This window comes from Parabacteroides gordonii MS-1 = DSM 23371, from assembly GCF_000969825.1.
Taxonomy (GTDB): domain Bacteria; phylum Bacteroidota; class Bacteroidia; order Bacteroidales; family Tannerellaceae; genus Parabacteroides; species Parabacteroides gordonii.
On the sequence record NZ_KQ033919.1, the window covers coordinates 327,329 to 345,715 of the forward strand.

Sequence of the window (18,387 nt, forward strand, 5' to 3'; positions counted from 1 at the left end):
TTTTCCGTAAAGATATAAGTTTTCTCTTAATAACCTATACTTTGTTAAAGTAAATAAAACGGAGACAGACCGGCCGGCCTTGAAACAAAAGTAGGAGAGAAACGAAACGGTTGCGCTGTTACTGATTGCAAAAGCACAATCATTGCTTCTGGTTTTCTGAATATTTATCTTGTTTAGGGTAATCATATGCGTACCTCTGGAAACAGTGATCGTATTTCCAGTTGTCTGTCCATTATCCGTCTGTGTAATGATAAAACTCCCACCACTACCAGACAGACTACCCGACCCACCGCCTGTTTGTGTATAACTGCTATTTGTAATGGTGATGTTTCCTGTGGAAATGTTAAGGGGTATATTTTCTGCATGAAGCGAAAAGGAGAATAAAAGTGAGAGTAGAACGAGTAGAGTCGAAATTTTATACATAAAGAGAGTGAATTTGCAGTTAGTTTTTAATGCTTACCCTATTCCGCTCGTAATTGAGTGTCGATTGCGACCGTAATTGGGTGTCGATTGCGACCGGAATAGTCCCCCGATTGCGATTGCAGCCGGGGGTGTTCCGGAAATGAGAGGAGTTTTGTTATTCTATAACGGGGCGGTCATCTTCGCCGCCGCCACTGGATTTGCCACCCATCCAAAGGGTGATGCTGCTACTGCGCGGTGCTTTCAAAACGGCTCCGGTGGAGTATTGTGTAGTCACCGTTAGCGTGTATTCGCCATCGGCAAGGCCGGAAGGGATCAAAAGCATCAGTTCCGACGGCTTGTTGGAAGCAATCATGTCGGCATCGAGCTTTGTAACAACACCTTCGCTGTTGGTCAGCGTTACGCCTACTGTCTCATTGTCGCCTATCACTTTCAGTGCGGCACCGCGAACCACAAGGTTGCGTCCGGAAGTAGCCGTACCGTCTTTAAGCCCGGTCTTGCGGTCTTCCGTTTCGAGGATGTACATTACGTTCGATTTCGTTCCCAGAATGCTGACCGATGTTTTAGCGATTTCTTCGCGTAAAGCCTTGTCTTGTGTGACAGCTACATAAATAGAGTTTTTTTCCTTGTTCCAAACGCCGCCTTCCACAATGCCGAGGAACTTCGCCACGGCGCGGAAGATTCCGGTGTTCACGCTATATCCGCTCAGGATAAGGCGGGCAACGACCCGATTGTAGAGCGAAACGGAATGCCGGAGCGTTTCGATACGCAGTCCGGTATCTTCCTTCAACATTTCGCTGATGATGTCGTCGAAGTCTGCACTACCTGCCGATTCTAGCTGTAAGATCTTGTCATTCAGATCATCGGTGGTCACCGTGTTGTCGACGAGCCACCCTTTTAATACGTTTTGCATAAGCTTGAATGGATTAAGTCCTAATAGAACTAGGTTAGTCTTATGCATTGATAGCTAGGCAAAAAGATCTACCGGATTCTTTAAAGGCTTCTTTAATTTTTTTTGTAAAATCCTTCTTTAACTCTTGTAAATCCGATTGTTATCGTTACCTTTGGCACCATTATTAACAGAGTTCTATTAGGACTCTGTCCCTCACTCGTTTATCTCCATTAAATAATGTGAATATCTTTCCTTTTAGAAGGATTAGGGGGGAGCGAATATTTCGATAGTTATCCGTTTTGGATGTTTCAGTTATTGTCAAATGTGAAACTGTTTATAGTGACGTTGACGGGCTCGAAGAGCCAGAACTATGTTAACCCCCAGTGCAACTGGGGGCATGTCAATCATCATCCGGTGAGCCTCGAAGAGGTTCAACCATAACGTGCTGTTCGCCCCCTTTGGGGACATACCATCCGGCGGAGATCCTAACCCACGGTTGCACCGTGGGTTAACATAGTTCGAACTCTTCGAGCCCGCTGACGTCGCTAAATAGTTCATCTTTTCCTATAACAGACTCATTATTTCCTAGTTCCGAGCCTCATCTTCTTCCAGTTCTCATTTCAATGGATGTACAAACTTTTATAGCTAGTTATTTTCTTCTATTTATTAGCCAACGTATAGATAAGCGATAGCCGATCGTCTTTCAATGCAATATGTACTACATGATCGTCGAACGTATATACCGTATTTAGTGTTTCCCCGTCTACATCGATCTCATTGCCGGAGGCGTCGGCTTCCTGTTGCGAAGCCTGTTCCAGCAGGGTGGAAGCCCAGTAGCGGTGGGCGGGTAGCAGGCGTTCGTAGGAGGTGCATACATTTTCTTTCAGGTCGAAGCGGTAGGTGACGTCGAACAGGCGGCCCAGCTCGTCTTCTTCCTGACAGGTCATGGTGAAGAGAGAGGGCGTTTGTCGACTGTCCTGAATACGTTCCTTATGTTCTTCCATATATTGGAGGATGTCCTTGTCTGTTTTGTTCAGCCATGTCTGGCCGAAGCCCCCCTGGCTGCAAAGGAGCAGCAGGAGGGGTATCAGTAATCTATTCCACATAAAATTCAGCGTTTAACGGGGTTGATTTGGATGAGTTGCCGGCATACAACAGGAACTTGCCCGGTTCTACCACAAACTCATTATTATCGTTATACATGCCGTAAGCACGGCGGTTGACCCGGAAGGTGACGGTCTTTTCTTCGCCAGGTTCGAGGGTGACGCGCTCGAAACCGCATAATTCCTTTTCGTAACGGGAGATGGAAGAAGTCTCGTCGACCAGGTAAAGCTGTACGACTTCATCGCCTTTCACTGTCCCGGTGTTTTTCACCCGGCAGGTGACGGCCAGCGTGTCGCCATCGGCAATACGGGTTTGCGCCGGTTGGAGGTCGCTCAGTTCGAAGGTGGTGTAGCTCAGTCCGTAGCCGAAAGGATAAAGTTCGCCGTCTACACGGGCAAAGCCTTTACCGTTGGCATTGGGTTTGAACGGGAAAGCCCAGGGGATCTGGCCGACCGACTTCGGGAAGGTGGTCGACAGCTTGCCGCCGGGGTTATAGTCGCCGAACAACACTTCGGCTACCGCCTGTCCGGAGAATTCGCCCGGATACCAGGCTTCGACGATGGCAGGCACGTTCGCATTCTCCCAGTTGAGAGTGGCGGGACGGCCGTTGAACAGTACCAGTACGACCGGTGTTCCGGTGGCTTGCACGGCGCGTACCAGTTCTTTCTGGCGGCCTGACAGGTCGAGGTTGACACGGCTACGTGACTCGCCGATCGTACGGAAGTCGTCGCCCACGTAGATGATGGCGACTTCCGCTTTCCGGGCTATTTCGACGGCTTTGTCGATCTCTTCCTGTTCCTTGTCGCTCATCTCGAAGAACATCACGTCGCTTTGGGGGAAATTCTTGTCGCGGACGTTACAGCCTTTGGCATACATCAGGTTGACGTTTTCGCCGAGCAGGTTCTTCAAGCCTTGCAGACCGGTGATTACATTCGGGTTGTGCGAGCCGTAACGGGAGGTGAGCGATTTGTACTCGTCGGCCTGCGGGCCGATCACAGCAATGTTTTTGATCTCTTTCGAGAGCGGGAGCGTATTGTTTTCATTCTTCAGAAGGACGATCGATTCGCGGGCGGCGCGGAGCGATACTTCCCGGTTCCTGTCGCTGCTGACTACCCGGTCGGCCAGCTTGGTGTCTTTTACGTACGGTTGGTCGAAGAGTCCCAGCCAGAATTTGACGTAAAGCACTTCGCGGACACGCTGGTCGAGGGTGCTTTCCGTTACCAGCCCTTTCTTCAAGGCGTTTCTCAGCGTTTTGATAAAGACTTCCGACTCCTCAAAGAAGGTGCGGATATTCAGTCCGGCGTTGAGTTCGCTGGCGACAGCTTCTTCGGGGGTCGATACGATATGGTAGAAGTCGACGTTCTTACTGATCGACCAGCTGTCGGAAACGATATATCCTTTGAAGCCCCATTGGTTGCGCATCAGTTCCGTCATCAGGTAATGGCTGGCGCTGACGGGCGTACCGTTGTAGTCGTTGTGTGCACACATGGTTCCGAGTGCGCCTGCTTCCTGAAAGGCGATGCGGAAGGGTTCGAGGTGCAACTCGTGTACTTCCTGCGGGGTGGCGTGCGGATCGGTTCGCGACTCGCAATCGCGTCCGCCGGCCGGAACGCCGTAGATGGCAAAGTGTTTCGGGGTGGAGACAACACGGTTGCTCTGGATGCCAAGTACTTGCTGGCGTCCCAGTTCGCCGACCAGGTACGGGTCTTCGCCATAGCTTTCTACCGTGCGACCCCAGCGCGGATCGCGTGCCACGTCGAGGATCGGGGAGTAGACGTTGGTGTATCCCAGTGCCCGGGCTTCTTCTCCGGTGATGCGTCCGATCTCCCGGATCAGGTCTTTATCCCAGGTACAGCCCTGGCCGATCTGGGCGGGGAAGAAGGTCGATTTCTCGTGCTTCAGTCCGCGGATACCTTCGTTGGTCAGATCGGCGGGGATTCCCAGGCGGGTTTCTTCCACGAAGAAGGCTTGTACCTTGTTCATGGCTTCGGCGTGACGGGAATAGGGGAAGTCGAGCGAGGTGCGTTTCCATTCCCCGTTCAGGTGTTCGTCTATATTTCCGATACCGTCTTTCCAGATACGGGTTTTCCATTCGGCGGTGGGCAGGGTGTCTTTCAGGACGGCGCCGTATCCGTAGATGGTGCCGAGCTGGCAGGTCTTTTCTTCCACGGTCATCTGCCGGAGTAGGTCGTCTATCCGTTTATCGATGGGTTGGGAAGGATCTTCGTAGATGTCTTTCTTTCCATTCTTATTGAAGTCGATCCAACCTTTCTGATAAATCTTCTTCTGGCCTTTTTGAGCATGGGGCTGTGAAGCCTGTAAACTGCTGTTGTCTGCGTTCAGCAGAGGAAGAACCCCGAACGACAGGCACAGGATCAGCCGCTTGGCCGGTGTTTTATTTATATTCATGATCATTATATTATATGGTTATACAAATCTGTTTATTCGATGACGTACCAGTTATATCCTTTCGCTGGAATATCGATAGGGATAGTGACGGAGTAGTCGCGCTCCAACACGTATACCTTACTGTTCTGATCCTGCTCCTTGACGGTGACTTTGTCGGTCAGTCCGGTATAATAAAGAGGTATCCTGATCTCTTTCCGGATCGGGACGTCGAGCGGGTTGTAGACGGAGATAAATCCTTTTTGCTTCAAAGCCGGGTTGACGTGCATGATACCGTCCCAGTCCTGTCCGTCGGGACGGCGAAGGTGGATAATGTCGGAGTCGAGTATCCGGCGGTATTTTTTATAGAAGGAGACCCATTTGCCGACCAGCTCTTTAGTCGCGTCGGTATCGTACAGACGGGGGCCGCGGTAGCAGGCTTGCACTCCGGCACCGAACAGGTTGCGCAGGCGGGTTTCGTAATGATCCAAGTGCTCGTTCAATGGTTCGATCGTGGCCGCTTCACCTCCTCCGTGATACTGGGTGAGGGGGACGAACATGAAACCCATGCTGGGTGTTTTCTGCCAGGTTCCGTCGTAGATGTTCTGGCGTTCGATGATCTCCTGGTAGGCGCGGGGCAGCGACCAGTTGGTTTCGACATATCCCATCGGTGTTTTATTGGAGCCGCTCAGGAAATACCAGTCGGGCACATTCAGGTAGACTCCGTTGGCACGGCACCAGCGATAAAACCGGTTAATCTTTTTCCATTGCTGCCATTGCGAGTCGAGATACCCTTTATGGCCGCTGTGTGACGTGGAAGCACAAGGGTCGCCGGGGTATGAACCGTCGTTTTCAAAAACATTCATCCCTGTTGTGGTGAAGAAGTTTTGCAGTTTACGGAAGTAGGTATCTCCCCAATCGGAAGCGATACAAGGAGATACGCCGAAACGGCTACCTTCTTCGCGTGTGTTGGCCGGTTTCCCGGTTCTATGACTAATGGCGGCGTCTATGTCTTTGGCTCCACGGCTTGCCAGCAGAGAGTAACCACCGATGGCAATGCCTTTCCGGGCAGCGTAATCGCTCAGTTCTTTCATCCGTTGCAGGTAGGAGACGGAATCGTTCTCTATCTTGAAGCCGCTGCCGAATGTCATGATCACCATCTCGAAGCCGACGGCGGCGCATTGGTCGATGGCTTGTTTCACGGCTTCATTATCTGATTCGCGAACATGCATGAAGATCGGGTTCTCCTGTGTCCAGGGAGCCATCATACGCCAGAACTTGCATTCTGCCAGGCCGCGTCGTTCCTGATCGGTGGCGTCGCGCAGCATTTCAAAGGCGGTGCACGATTCGAAGCTGTCGCCTGCCTCGATGTCGAGACCGGGGCCTAGCAGCGGAGTGACTTCCAAACGGGCCGGTTTGTATTGACCGTAATAGCGTATGCCGGTAAATTCATATTCCGGATGGTCGAACACCCAACGGACAGCCGGGTTATCTTTCATCGCTTCCATATCGCCTCCCATCGCGTAGTCGGTGACGACGAACAGTTGGGTGAAGCGGTCGATATAGTCGCGGGGGGCATCTGTCTGCACGGGTTGCCGGCGGAAGTCTTTCGTGTAAGCGCCCGGTTCTTGTGCCATCATGCGTACTTCATGGGGTTCACCGTAATGCACTTTCGGGGCGGTTTCCACCAACGCCAGTATTTCTGATTTGAAAGAGTCGAGTGTGACGGTTTCCGTCCCTTTGTTATCGATCTCGATCCATTTGGTCAGGATAGGGGCACCGTCGTATAGTTCGTAGATGACGCGTACTTTCAGGTCTTTGCATTCCCGGGGGGCTGTTGCCGGAGCCTGGTAGTTGAAGGTGATCCGTTTGCCGGGGGCAGGCCAGGGGTACAGGTTGGATATCCACCGGCTATTCGGTTTCCAGGGGAAACGTTCCTTGCTTTCGCTGATCTGGTAGTCGACCAGGGTAAAAGCGGAGTCGCAGGCCTGCATGTTGTTGATGAATTCATCTGTCAGGAAGTTGTTGACGGGCTGCCCGGTCAATCCTCCGACAGGATATTCTTTTCCGTTAATGACGAGCAAGGCTTCGGGGCGGACTGCCCGCAGTTCGTTTTGCCCGGTCATCAGGTTGTCGAGGGCGATAGTGGCTGCGTTGGGGGCAAGCAGGAAGATACGGCGCAGGAGGCCGTTGGTTAGTTCGAGACGTTTCCCTTCGTGTGTTGTCTGTACTTTCGATTTATAGGAAGAGCCATCGATCAGCCAGTCCTGGGCGGATGAGCTGAGGGTAGAGGAGATGTATAGGCTTATTATTAGGAGTAGGTATCTCATGATATGATGTTTTCTTGGTACGTGAAAGGAGAGAAAGAAGGGGCAAATACGTTGCCTGTAGATGCCCCTTACCATGTAGTATAATTAATAACCCGGATTCTGTGGGAAATCAGCACCTGTGTTAGAGTCGATGATAGATTGCGGGATAGGCCACAAAATATGATCGTTGTCTATTTTGCTGCTGCGAGAGTTGTACTTTTTGGTACGTTCTACTAACTTGCCTGTACGAACCAATGTAAAGCGACGCAATTCTTCGCCAACCAATTCACGGATACGTTCATCCAGCAGGAAGTCTATCGTTGCCTGTGATGCTGTAATTTCCGGTGCACCGGCACGTTTACGTACAACGTTGATTGCTTCGGCTGCGCCTTGTGCATTACCTTGTTGTAAACGAGCTTCTGCCAACAACAGATAAGTTTCTGCCAGACGGAACTTCATACGGTCTTTGTTATTACCTGTGTAAGCAGGATCGTCGTCTGTTTTACCATAGTTGAACTTGGTGATAGTTGGGAAAACAGAGCATTTGGCCCATGTGTCTTCTGTTACCTCACATTTTTTACCAAACAGTTCCGGTGTTGCAGGATTGTTGTAATACCAGTCTCTCTTGATACTATATTTAGAGTTACGCATATCCGTAGGAGCGTAGAAGTCTTCACTGTCGATCCACCATTTGAACGGAACGATTTGAGCCAGACCACGGCCACCCAGAGAGTCGCACAATACAAAACCTGTTTCATTCCAGTATTTGGGAACCCATGCACGTTTAGTCCAGTCTTCGCTGTCGCCACCGCCACCAGGAGTGTTATATTCTAGCTGCATTACCCAAATAGTTTCCATATTACCTGCTGTACGGTTCTGGTTGTATTCCAGGAACATATCAGAGAACACGTCGCCGGGAGCTGATTTGTTTACACCGAAACGTTCTGTCATCAGGTGGAAATAACCGCAATCGATCACTTGCTTGGCAGCAGCTTCAGCCTTATCATATTGTCCGGCCATTAAGTAAACTTCGGATAATAGTTGGATTGCTGCCCACTTGGTCAACTTACCCACCTCGTTTACATTATCCGGGTTTTCCGGTAGATTATCAGCAGCAAATGTCAGGTCTTCGATCATGTGATTCAGCACTTCCGCTTTCGGTGTACGAGTGAAGTCTATGCGGAAGTCGCTTTCGATTTTATCTACGTAAGGTACATCTCCATAGAGATAAACCAGGTAGCGGTAAGCATAGGCACGGAAGAAACGTGCTTCGGCTTGGAAACCGATTTTATCTGTCGGTGCATCCCAGTTTTCGTTCTTATCGGCATAGGTCAATAGTTCATTAACAGATGAGATCAGTCCGTAAGACCATTTCCAATAGTTCTCTACGAATGTCAGTGAAGGAGTGATAGCCAGTGTTTCGAAAGGTACCAGCGAGCCGTCGCCATGCCCCGTATATACAATGTCTGTTGCCACCTGGAACGATTCGTAAGGACAAGCCTGTCCTAATGTTGTCGGTGATGTTCCCCAGGTATTGAATTCAGAACGTGCCCAGGCATACAATCCGTTTACACCAACCTGGAAACCGTATGTGCTGGTATAGGTATTATCAGGAGCCAATTCCTTTTTCAGATCTTCATCAAGGAAATCGGAGCAGCCTGTCGTTGTGATCAGTAAAAATGCTGCGGCTGCAGCGGCTAATATATTTTTCATATTCTGTATTTGTTTATGAGATTAGAAAATAAGATTTAAGCCCAGCATAAAGGAACGTGCTGTCGGGTAACAGGAAACAATATTGGCATTGTAGTCTGTTCCGTCGAAGTTCAACGCATTCTTTACATTGCTGAATGTATACAGGTTGTTAACGCTCAGGTTAACGTTCAGAGCAGAGATTCCAACCGGAGTGAGGATTGCCTTCGGAATATTATAGCCTAATGTGATATTCTTGATACGTACATAATTCATCTTTTTATAGAATGAATGTTTGTCGTAAGGAACATAACCCGGAGAGGTCATAGCATTTGTCGGATTTTCCGGAGTCCAGTAATCCATACCGCTGATGTAGTTGTATTTGGAGCTCCAACGGTCGAAGTTGTAATCGATCATTTCTTTCCATGCACCGAATACTCCGTTCAACAGGAATGAGAATGTGAAATCCTTATATGTGAATGTATTGCCTAATGACATGGTAAAGCTCGGTAATTTGGAACCGATGATCTTTTTATCTTTGGCTGTGATTGTACCGTCACCGTCTACATCTTCCAGTTTGGCATGTCCGGGTTTTGCGCCCTTCTGTATTTCTTTTCCGTCTGCGTTCAGGAAATTATCGTCTTCCTGCCAGGTTCCTACTACATTATAGTCATAGTAAACCTTTACCGGTTCGCCGATAAACCATTTGTTTGTGATATCGTCTTTGCCGTCTCCGCGAAGTTCGATGATCTTGTCACGGTTCAGGGAGAAGTTATAGCTGGTGCTCCAACGAAAGTCCTTGTTTTCCATGTTTACAGAATTCAAGGCCAGTTCAATACCTGTGTTGCGTGTTTCACCTACGTTATCCATGATAGAGTTGTAACCGTTCATGATAGGAACCGTACGGCTCATCAACAGATCCGAAGTATTTGAGACATAGAAATCGACGCTACCTGACAGGCGGCTGTTGAAGAAGCTGAAATCGACACCGGCATTGACTGTGCGGGTAGTTTCCCATTTCAGGTTAGGGTTACCGATCGAGTTGTATGACAAGATCACGCCGTTCACGGTTGTTCCTTTATCTCCCCAGATGTAGTTTGTCAGTTTCAAGCGGTCAAGTGTCTGGTAAGCCTTGATAGCCTGGTTACCGTTAGAACCCCATGACAAACGGATCTTTAACATATCCATCCAGTTGTTTGTGCTTTCCATGAACTCTTCGGAAGAAATGTTCCATGCAGCGGCAAGAGACGGGAAGAATGCATATTTGTTGTTTGTACCGAATGCGGAGTAACCGTCCGAACGACCTGTTGCAGTGAACAAATATCTGTTTGCATAATTGTAGTTCAAACGTAACATATAAGATAACATAGCTGTTTCAGTCAGTTCGGAAGTAACGGTTTTGTTTTCTTCCGCACCTGCCATGTTGTGATATTCAGAATCGTCATTTACGAAGCTGGTCCCCTTTTGTTCGGATATTTCCTGCGATGTCTGCTGCATACTGAACAAACCGGTTGCATCGAATTTGTGCTTGCCCAACTGAAGTTCATACTTTAATACATTTTCCCATGTATAATCCCAGTCGTGTTGGTTCTTGATAGCGGCAGAACCGTTCTTCGCTTTACCTGTCACGGTGTTACGTCCGTAGTAAGAACCTTCGAATTTGCTGCGGTAGTTATAACCGAAGTTAGTACGGAAGCTCAATCCTTTTATCGGAAGCTTTGCATCTGCATAAGTAGAAATAAAGATGTTACGATCTGTTTTATCGCTTGTTGCTTCCAAGTCAGCCAGCGGGTTGGCATGCAAAGTCTGATCCATCGGATAGAAGTTCAATGAACCGTCGCTGTTGTACGGCTGACCGTAAGGAGATTGACAAAGAGCATCGGAGATACCGGCCTGTATGCCACCGTATTCTTTCTGAACGGCTTGTGTTGCCATACCGATCGTCAACCAGTTACCTAATTGCTGTGTAATATTCAAGGCGATGTTTGTACGTTTCATACCGGTGTCTTTCACTACACCTTCCTGGTTCAAACGAGAGATAGAAGCCATGTAAGTAGTCTTTTCCGTACCGCCGGATACACTGAGCTGGTGGCTGTTGGTCAAAGCTGTTCTGAAGATCTGATCCTGCCAGTCTGTTTCGATACCGTTTCTCCAGTTTTCAATTTCACTTACGTTCAGAATGTCTTCCGGGTTTTTGATCACACCGTTATAGTTCATATAAGCCCATTGATCCTGTAGGAACTTTACGTATTCCGGACCCTTCATTACATCGACACGGCGTTCCGGCTGAGAGAAACCTACCTGTCCTTTATAGCTGACTGTTGCTGTTCCCTTTTTCCCCTTTTTAGTCTGGATCAGGATAACACCGTTTGCACCACGTGAACCGTAGATAGCAGCAGAAGATGCATCCTTCAATACAGACAGGTTTTCGATATTATCCGGATCGATGTCACCTAGTGAACCACTGTAAGGAATACCGTCCAGAACGATCAGCGGAGAGTTGTCGGCCGTCAGTGAGTTTTCACCACGAACGCGCAATACCTGGTCTTCCGAAGGGCTGGCTTTTTCCATTGTGATGTTCAAGCCCGGAACCTGGCCGGCCAGTTTATCCATCAGGTTGTTGGTCGAAACCATCTGAAGTTTTTCATTACCGACGGCAACGATACCGCCTGTCATGTCCGACTTTTTCTGTGAACCGTAACCGATAACGATTACTTCGTCCAGCTTTTCAGAGTCTTCGGATAAAACAATTTTAATCGGTGCGTTTCCGCTTACCTGCATTTCCTGTGATTGGTAACCAATGTAAGATACAACTAATGTAGAACCTTTGGGAGCCTCGAATGAGAAATTACCGTCTACATCTGTAATGGTTCCGATGGTAGTACCTTTTACCAGAATGTTTGCTCCGATGATCGGGTAATTGTCGGATCCGGAAATAACTGTTCCGGAGATTTTGATGTCTTGCGCATATACCTGTACAGATATAAACGCCATAAAGAAGAATAATAAAGAAAGAATCCTGTTCTTTCGTTCTGCTGCCTTTTTACAGGGAGGCAGGTTCCCGTCCAGTAGTCTGCTCATGCTTTTCATAATTTATTTGCGCATTAAACAATTTAAGTAATTAACCAGATGGCTATTTTGATTTTTTGTGTCAAAAGAATGAAATACGCGTTATGTGTGCGGACAAAATCGTCTCAAAAGGATGTATTATCGTCCCAATACGCTAAAAAACATGTAATTTCTATAAAATTATTCCGACAGCTTGTAGATTTCCACTGCTGCCATCAGGAGTGCCCCGGTGCCGTAAAGTTCCGTCATATCCCGGGTTACTTTTTTAGGATCGGCTCCGACCGGTTGTACCCAACCCAGCTTTCCGGCCGGTTCGACGGCAGAGACAAGCGCCTTCCATCCTTTTTCGATTACGGGGAGATATTTGTCTGCCGGGAGATAACCCTGGTTGACACCGTAGGCTAGTCCGTAGACGATAAATCCGGTGGCACTGGTTTCAGGAGAGGGGTAGCTGTCGGGGTCTAAAAGGCTGGCATGCCAGAAGCCGTCTTTGTTTTGAAGTCCGGCCAGGCGTTCGCTCAGTTCGCAGAACAGTTGTTGGTAGAAAGGGCGGTATTCGGTGTCGTTCTCCGGCAGTGTTTTCAGTATTTCTGCCAGTCCGCCGATCACCCAGCCGTTGCCTCGTCCCCAGAACACTTTCTTACCGTTCGCTTCCTTCTGGTTGAAATAGCGGCTGTCACGGAAGAAGAGGTGTTCTTCTTTATCATATAAGTGGTTATAGGTGGCTTTGAATTCGGCATCAGAGAAAATCATATACTTTTTATTTCCGGTGAGCGTGTACAGGCGGGTGTACACTCCCGGAGCCATAAAGAGCGCATCGCACCACGACCATCGTTCGTAGGAGAGCGGTTTGCTGTAATCTATATCCAGGCCGCCTTTGGAAGGGTTGTTGATCACCCAGTCGATACGTGCCAGGGTGGGAAGCAACATTTTCTCTTCCTTATATTTATTGTACATATCGATATAGGTCTGCGAGACACACACGTCGTCGGCATGGTACATACGGTCGGCTACTTGCCAGTACTGGCGGTTGAACACTTTCTTCAGCCAGTTGAAGTATCCTTCCTCTCCGCTGAGTTCGGCCCAGTCGTACATCCCCAGGTAAAGCGCTCCGGCTATCCAGCCTTTGGGTTCCTTGACTGCATATGGGTTGTTGGGAAATTCCTTGACCTGCCAGTCTGCGACCTTACGGGCTACGGAAAGTACTTCTGCCCGGTCGAGGCCGGATGGTTTTTCGGCCGGTACAGGTGCGGCCCATGAAGAGATTGTTACGAAACCAAGCATCATTGCTGCGGCAATGTGTTTAAGCGACATTAATTTAAAATCCATAAATCTGTTCTTTTATATTAGATTAATAAGCATAATCAAATGAATAAAAGAACAGACTCATGGAAAAACACGATCATCCCAAATGCGAGTACAAACGTCTCATTTCTCCTGATACTCTGTGGGCGACATGCCGTAAACCGCTTTAAAGCTGCGCGCGAAGTAAGACCTGCTGCTGAAACCGATGTGTTGGGCGATCTCGGAGACGTTCATATTCGACTCTTTCAGCAGTTTAGCTCCTGCTTCCAGACGGATATTCTTGATCAGTTCGATGGGGGAGAGCCCGGTAACCGCTTTCACTTTCCGGTAGAAATTCGCACGGCTCATGCCCAACGCCTGGTAGATGACCGAGACATCCAGCTCCTGGTTCGAGATATTTGCCTTCACGATATCTATATATTGCGTCAGGAAGTCGTTGTCTTCTTCCGGCTCCTCTACACCCAGGTTACGCAGGGTCAGTGATTCGCCGTAAATGATTTTCATCTTCTCCCGCAGCGAGAGTAGGTTTCTGATGCGTGCTTTCAGCAGAGATACCTGAAATGGTTTCACGATGTAATCGTCCGCTCCGGCTTCCAGCCCCTCTTCAATCTGCGACACCATCGACTTGGCTGTTAGCAAGATAACCGGTATATGGCAGAAATCCTGGCTTTCCTTGATCCGTTTGCATAGCTCGAGCCCGTTCATTTCCGGCATCATCACGTCGCTGATCACGATATTCGGGAAGGTTCCTTCCAGCTGTTCCAGCGCATCTTTGCCGTTGATGGCTTTCATGACGATGTAGTCGGGTTGTAGTTGCTGTTCCAGGTATTGCAGCACTTCCTGGTTATCGTCTACAAGCAGGACGGTTTGTTTGTTGCGGGCTTCCGTTTCTTCCACCAGGAGGGCAACCTTTTTGCTGATCTCGGACAAATGCGGGTTCACGGCTTCCTCTTCCTTCTTTATATCCTGTTTTTCTGTGTCCGGGAGAAGGATCAGGAAGTCGGTGCCTTTTTCTTCGGAGCTATCCGTCCAGATGCATCCCTGGTGTTGCAGGACGATAGAGCGGGTCAGGCTGAGGCCGATCCCCGTACCTGCCACTTGTTTGTGTATATCTTCCTCGGCCCGGTAGAAGGGTTCGAATATCTTTTCGGCTTCCTCTTTGTTCAGCCCTTTACCCGTGTCGACGATCTCTATCAACAGATACGACGACTCGATCAGGGTCGAGGCTTGCTGTTCGGGGAACATCGGCAACATTTCGCACTGACTCTGGGAGATCCGTTTGATACGGATCGTGACACTGCCATTCGCCGGAGTGAATTTGAAGGCATTGGATAGCAGATTGAAAAAGACTTTCTCTATCTCCGCCTCATCATAGCACGTGAAGTAAAGCTCGGGCAATTCATTCTCCAAAGTGAACCGGATATCCCGGTTATGGGCCACGCTTTCGAACGAGTGGTACATTTCACGGATGAATGAGGAGAAGTTGAACCGTGTCTTTTGCAAGATCGATTTCCCGGCCTCATACCGCTGGATATCCATCAGGTTGTTGACCAGCAGTAACATCCGTCCGGTATTCTTTTTGATCATCTGCAAGGCCTCTTTCACTTCCGGTGAGAAGGTGACACGCTGGAGGAGATCGTTTAGCGGATTGATGATTAATGTAAGCGGTGTCCGCAGCTCATGGGAGAAGTTCGTGAACATGCGCATCCGTTCTTCATGCAATTCATTCATCTTATCCTGTTCCAGCTGTTTGTATTTCTCTTCCCGTTCCCGTTCATGCTTGCGGTGCTGTTGCTGCACGATGCGCATGATGACCAACGAAATGATAACCAGGTAGGTGAGGTATGCCCACCAAGTCTGGTAGAACGGAGGGTTGACGGTGATATGCAAGGTCGCTTCCTGCGGGTTCCAGACTCCGTCGTTATTGGAGGCCTTTACCCGGAAAATATATTTGCCGGGGCGGAGGTTACTGTAGTAGGCTTCCCGGCGGTTTCCGATCTGGTGCCAGCTCTGGTCGGCTCCTTCCAGCATGTATGCGTAGGAGTTCTCCTCGGAATGCACGTAATTGATGGCGGTATACCGTATCGTTATGCTGCCCTGGTCGGCGTCCAACGTGATTTTATCTTCGTATTCCGAAGGGTATAATATTGTATTCTGTTCATTCTTGTCGGACGAGTTCCCCGGGTTGTTTACTACTAAAGAAGTAATATAAATAGGAGGGGAATTGGGGTTCGTAGTCATCTTCTGCGGGTTTATCGACAAGATGCCCCGGTTGCCGGGAAAATAGAGCGTACCGTCCGACGAGATACAGTCGCCGGCATAAAGCGTGAACTCCTGGGTGGGGGAATCGACCGGTTTGACTTGATTAAACTTGTCGTAGAAGCGGTTTAACTTATATAACTCGTTTCCGGTGACAACCCATATATCCCCTTTCCGGTCGATTGAAATGGATGTGATATAACTGGCGGATAAGCCGTCTTCTTTCTGGTAATTCTTCACCAGCTCGAGGTTCTTGTCCAGCCGGAACAAGCCGCCTTTTGTGGTAGCGATCCAAAGCTCGTCCTCGTAATCCTTGAGGATATAAGCGATTGTTCCCAGCCGTTGGTTCTTATCTTTACTGCGAAGCCGTACGCTGATGTTCTGCATCGCCAGCTTATTCATGTCGTATAGATAGAGACTGTCGTTGTAACCGCCGAGCAGGAAGACGTTCGGTTCTATCTCGTTGATGGCGTTGATACCTTTCAACTGCTGCTGCTCGCCGTTGATGTCGAACATGTTTATATAATCCTTCCCATCTACCAGAACCGTTTGATACGGAGTAAAAGTCGGTATCCACAGGCGTTGCCTGCTATCCAGGTATAAGGTCATGATGTCATTATGCTTGAAATCATACAACAGCCTGAACTGCTTGCTTTTGATAGAGAACAGGTAGACGGAACCGAAATGAGTGGAACAAAAGATGGAGTCCCCTTTAATCAGGATCGATTTGATAATATTGATCTCATAGTTCCCTTCATGCAACGGCTTGATCGGGTATAGTTGTTGTTTACCGTTTAGCGGGTCGTAAAACAGGAGACCGCCCCCTTCGGTGGCAAACCACATCTTCCCGTTCTCATCTTCACCGCCTTTGCCGATAATTCCGGTGAAGGCTTCCGGAGTGATGAAAGACACCGGCTTATAGAAAGGGCTGTGGTAATTGACTCCGGCGGAATAAGTGCCGACCCATAAGGTCTGATCCCGGTCGATCAACATGCTGTGGATCGAATAATGGCTCAGGCTTCCTTCTTCGTCCATATTCATCTCGATGGGAGAGATATGCATGTCGGTTGTGTTGAGGATGTTCAGGCCTCTGAATGTCCCGATCAGGATGGAGTCTTTATTGAGGGGGAGCATTGTGCGCACCGAGTTGTTGTTTAACCCGGAGTTGCTGGTGTTGAGGCGTTTGAAAGACTGCTTTTCTTTATTATAGACACAAACACCGCTTTCATCGGTACCGATGAAAGTATTATTGGCAGACGCCAATAATACAGTAATTGTACTAGTCGGAAGTGTTTCCCGGTTGCTGCTACTGTCAGCCGGGAAATGATGTTTCAGTTTCCAGTCGGACGAGAATATATAAAGCCCGCTTTCTTCCGTTCCGATGTAGATGTCTTCCTGCTCATCCTGCACGATTGCGTAGATGGGCGATTCCACCTCGGTGAGATAAGGCATGTATTCCACTGTCTTATCCGGAGAACATTTCAGCATGCTTCGTGTCGTGAATGCGTATAAGTGGCCGTCCGAATGCTTGAAGAAGCGGTGTACCGCATTCGTACTTATGTCGGGGTTGATGATCTGCGGATAGAACCGGGTGATCTTTTTGGTCTTGTAATCGATGCAGTTCATACCGTTGGACGTCCCCACCCAGATATTCTTTTGGCTATCCTCGTTGATGGAACGGATGTAATTGTCGCTGATCGACGCCTGGTTGTTCACCTCGTTCTGATAGATCTTAAACTCATAACCGTCATACCGGTTAGCCCCGTTTCGCGTCCCGAACCAGATATATCCTTCCGAGTCCTGGAAGATATTGAGAACGGAAACTTGAGAAAGACCGTCTTCCACTCCGAGATGCGAGAAAAAGAAAGGCCTTTCATTCCTGCCGGATACAGAAACGAAGAATAAGGATAGTGTAAGGAATAAAACCAGCCTGCCAATGAATCTCATACTCATTCCTCCTTCTCTTGCAGGCCGTATTGCGCATTGGAACGGTAGCCCAAACGAATGATTTTCCCTTCGGTTAGTAAAGTCCGGAGATCTTTCAACGCGATGTATTTCGAGCAACCGTTGATGGAGCGGCACGTAAAGCTGGAGATCGTCTTATTCTGTTTCAGGTAATTCAATATATTGGCTTTCCGCTTCTCTTCCGTGTATCCTTTCAGGCGGCTGGGCTCGTTTGCCCGTTCCAGCTTCATCTGTCGCAACTCATTTTTCAACTCCTTGGAGCAGCGAAAGACTACTTTGCTGAATTTCACCAGATGAGGGGTGATTTGCTTCTCACTGGATAAGGGCGGGCACTTCAATGAGGCGTTGAACGTTCCCAGTCCTTCCAGTTCGACGATAGCCCCGTATTTGAGATGGGAGGCGATGCGGTTCTTCAACGCTTCCAGCATTCCCTTCACATCCGAAGAAGAGAAAGCGCTGATTTCGGAGATCTCGTCGCAAAGCTCGTTGATGCGTATAGTATATTGGTTTACCTGGCGGGCATGGAGGTTGTCCCCCTTCCCCGGATTCTTAAATAGGTTATAAGTGGCTGACATAGGCTGTATTGTTTAAGTGGGATATCCCGGTTATATTCTTCATCATCCCGAGCTGATCTTCAACAGTAGCCGAACTAATCTTCAACGATAGACGAGGTAATCTTGCCTACCTCGGCACAAAATGTTTGTCCGACCCCTGTGGGACAGCTGTCTGACGGAGGTCGAACAGCTGTCTGACAAGGGTCGAACAGCTGTTCGACACCCGTCGGACAATCTTACTCTCGGCACCAAAGATACTTACTCTCGGCACATATTGTATCTCTGTCGGGCACCTTTTTTATTTTTTCTTTCCTCCCGCCGGTTGTATCCTGGATAGGTGCCGACTGGCCTTTAGCGGCTTGTTTCGCCTCTTATAGTTGTTTTTTACCGGTGAATAGAGACAATCCTGATCGGTATTGAGATGATTTTATTAATA

9 protein-coding genes are annotated in these 18,387 nt (G+C 48.7%); all 9 read right to left on the bottom strand.

What is annotated here, in order from left to right; all coding sequences use genetic code 11:
- Window positions 1-577: 577 nt before the first annotated feature.
- The 9 genes from HMPREF1536_RS01370 to HMPREF1536_RS01410 all read right to left on the bottom strand — a co-directional run bounded on the left by HMPREF1536_RS01370 (window position 578) and on the right by HMPREF1536_RS01410 (window position 17,972).
- Window positions 578-1,333, bottom strand: coding sequence for a DNA-binding domain-containing protein (locus HMPREF1536_RS01370; protein ID WP_028727657.1), 756 nt, complete (start codon window positions 1,331-1,333; stop codon window positions 578-580).
- A 638-nt stretch (window positions 1,334-1,971) separates the two neighbouring features.
- Window positions 1,972-2,418: a hypothetical protein gene (locus HMPREF1536_RS01375; RefSeq protein ID WP_028727656.1), complete on the bottom strand. Its 447-nt coding sequence runs from the start codon at window positions 2,416-2,418 to the stop codon at window positions 1,972-1,974.
- The gene (locus tag HMPREF1536_RS01380; protein WP_028727655.1) at window positions 2,408-4,825 is read right to left on the bottom strand and encodes a glycoside hydrolase family 3 N-terminal domain-containing protein; all 2,418 of its coding nucleotides are present in this window, start codon (window positions 4,823-4,825) and stop codon (window positions 2,408-2,410) included. Before HMPREF1536_RS01380 ends, HMPREF1536_RS01375 begins: the two co-directional genes overlap by 11 nt.
- 32 nt (window positions 4,826-4,857) lie before the next feature.
- A complete protein-coding gene (locus HMPREF1536_RS01385; protein ID WP_028727654.1) occupies window positions 4,858-7,131 on the bottom strand; it encodes a hypothetical protein in 2,274 nt (757 codons plus the stop codon).
- An 84-nt stretch (window positions 7,132-7,215) separates the two neighbouring features.
- Window positions 7,216-8,823 carry a RagB/SusD family nutrient uptake outer membrane protein gene (locus tag HMPREF1536_RS01390; RefSeq protein WP_028727653.1) on the bottom strand — a complete coding sequence of 536 codons (1,608 nt, stop codon included), beginning with the start codon at window positions 8,821-8,823 and terminating at the stop codon, window positions 7,216-7,218.
- A gap of 21 nt (window positions 8,824-8,844) precedes the next feature.
- Window positions 8,845-11,880, bottom strand: coding sequence for a SusC/RagA family TonB-linked outer membrane protein (locus tag HMPREF1536_RS01395; protein ID WP_028727652.1), 3,036 nt, complete (start codon window positions 11,878-11,880; stop codon window positions 8,845-8,847).
- A 168-nt stretch (window positions 11,881-12,048) separates the two neighbouring features.
- Entirely contained in the window at window positions 12,049-13,197 is a 1,149-nt protein-coding gene (locus HMPREF1536_RS01400) for a glycoside hydrolase family 88/105 protein (protein ID WP_081693312.1), read from the bottom strand.
- 99 nt (window positions 13,198-13,296) lie between these two features.
- Window positions 13,297-17,385: a hybrid sensor histidine kinase/response regulator transcription factor gene (locus HMPREF1536_RS01405; RefSeq protein WP_028727650.1), complete on the bottom strand. Its 4,089-nt coding sequence runs from the start codon at window positions 17,383-17,385 to the stop codon at window positions 13,297-13,299.
- Entirely contained in the window at window positions 17,382-17,972 is a 591-nt protein-coding gene (locus HMPREF1536_RS01410; protein ID WP_028727649.1) for an HU family DNA-binding protein, read from the bottom strand. Before HMPREF1536_RS01410 ends, HMPREF1536_RS01405 begins: the two co-directional genes overlap by 4 nt.
- Window positions 17,973-18,387: the final 415 nt, after the last annotated feature.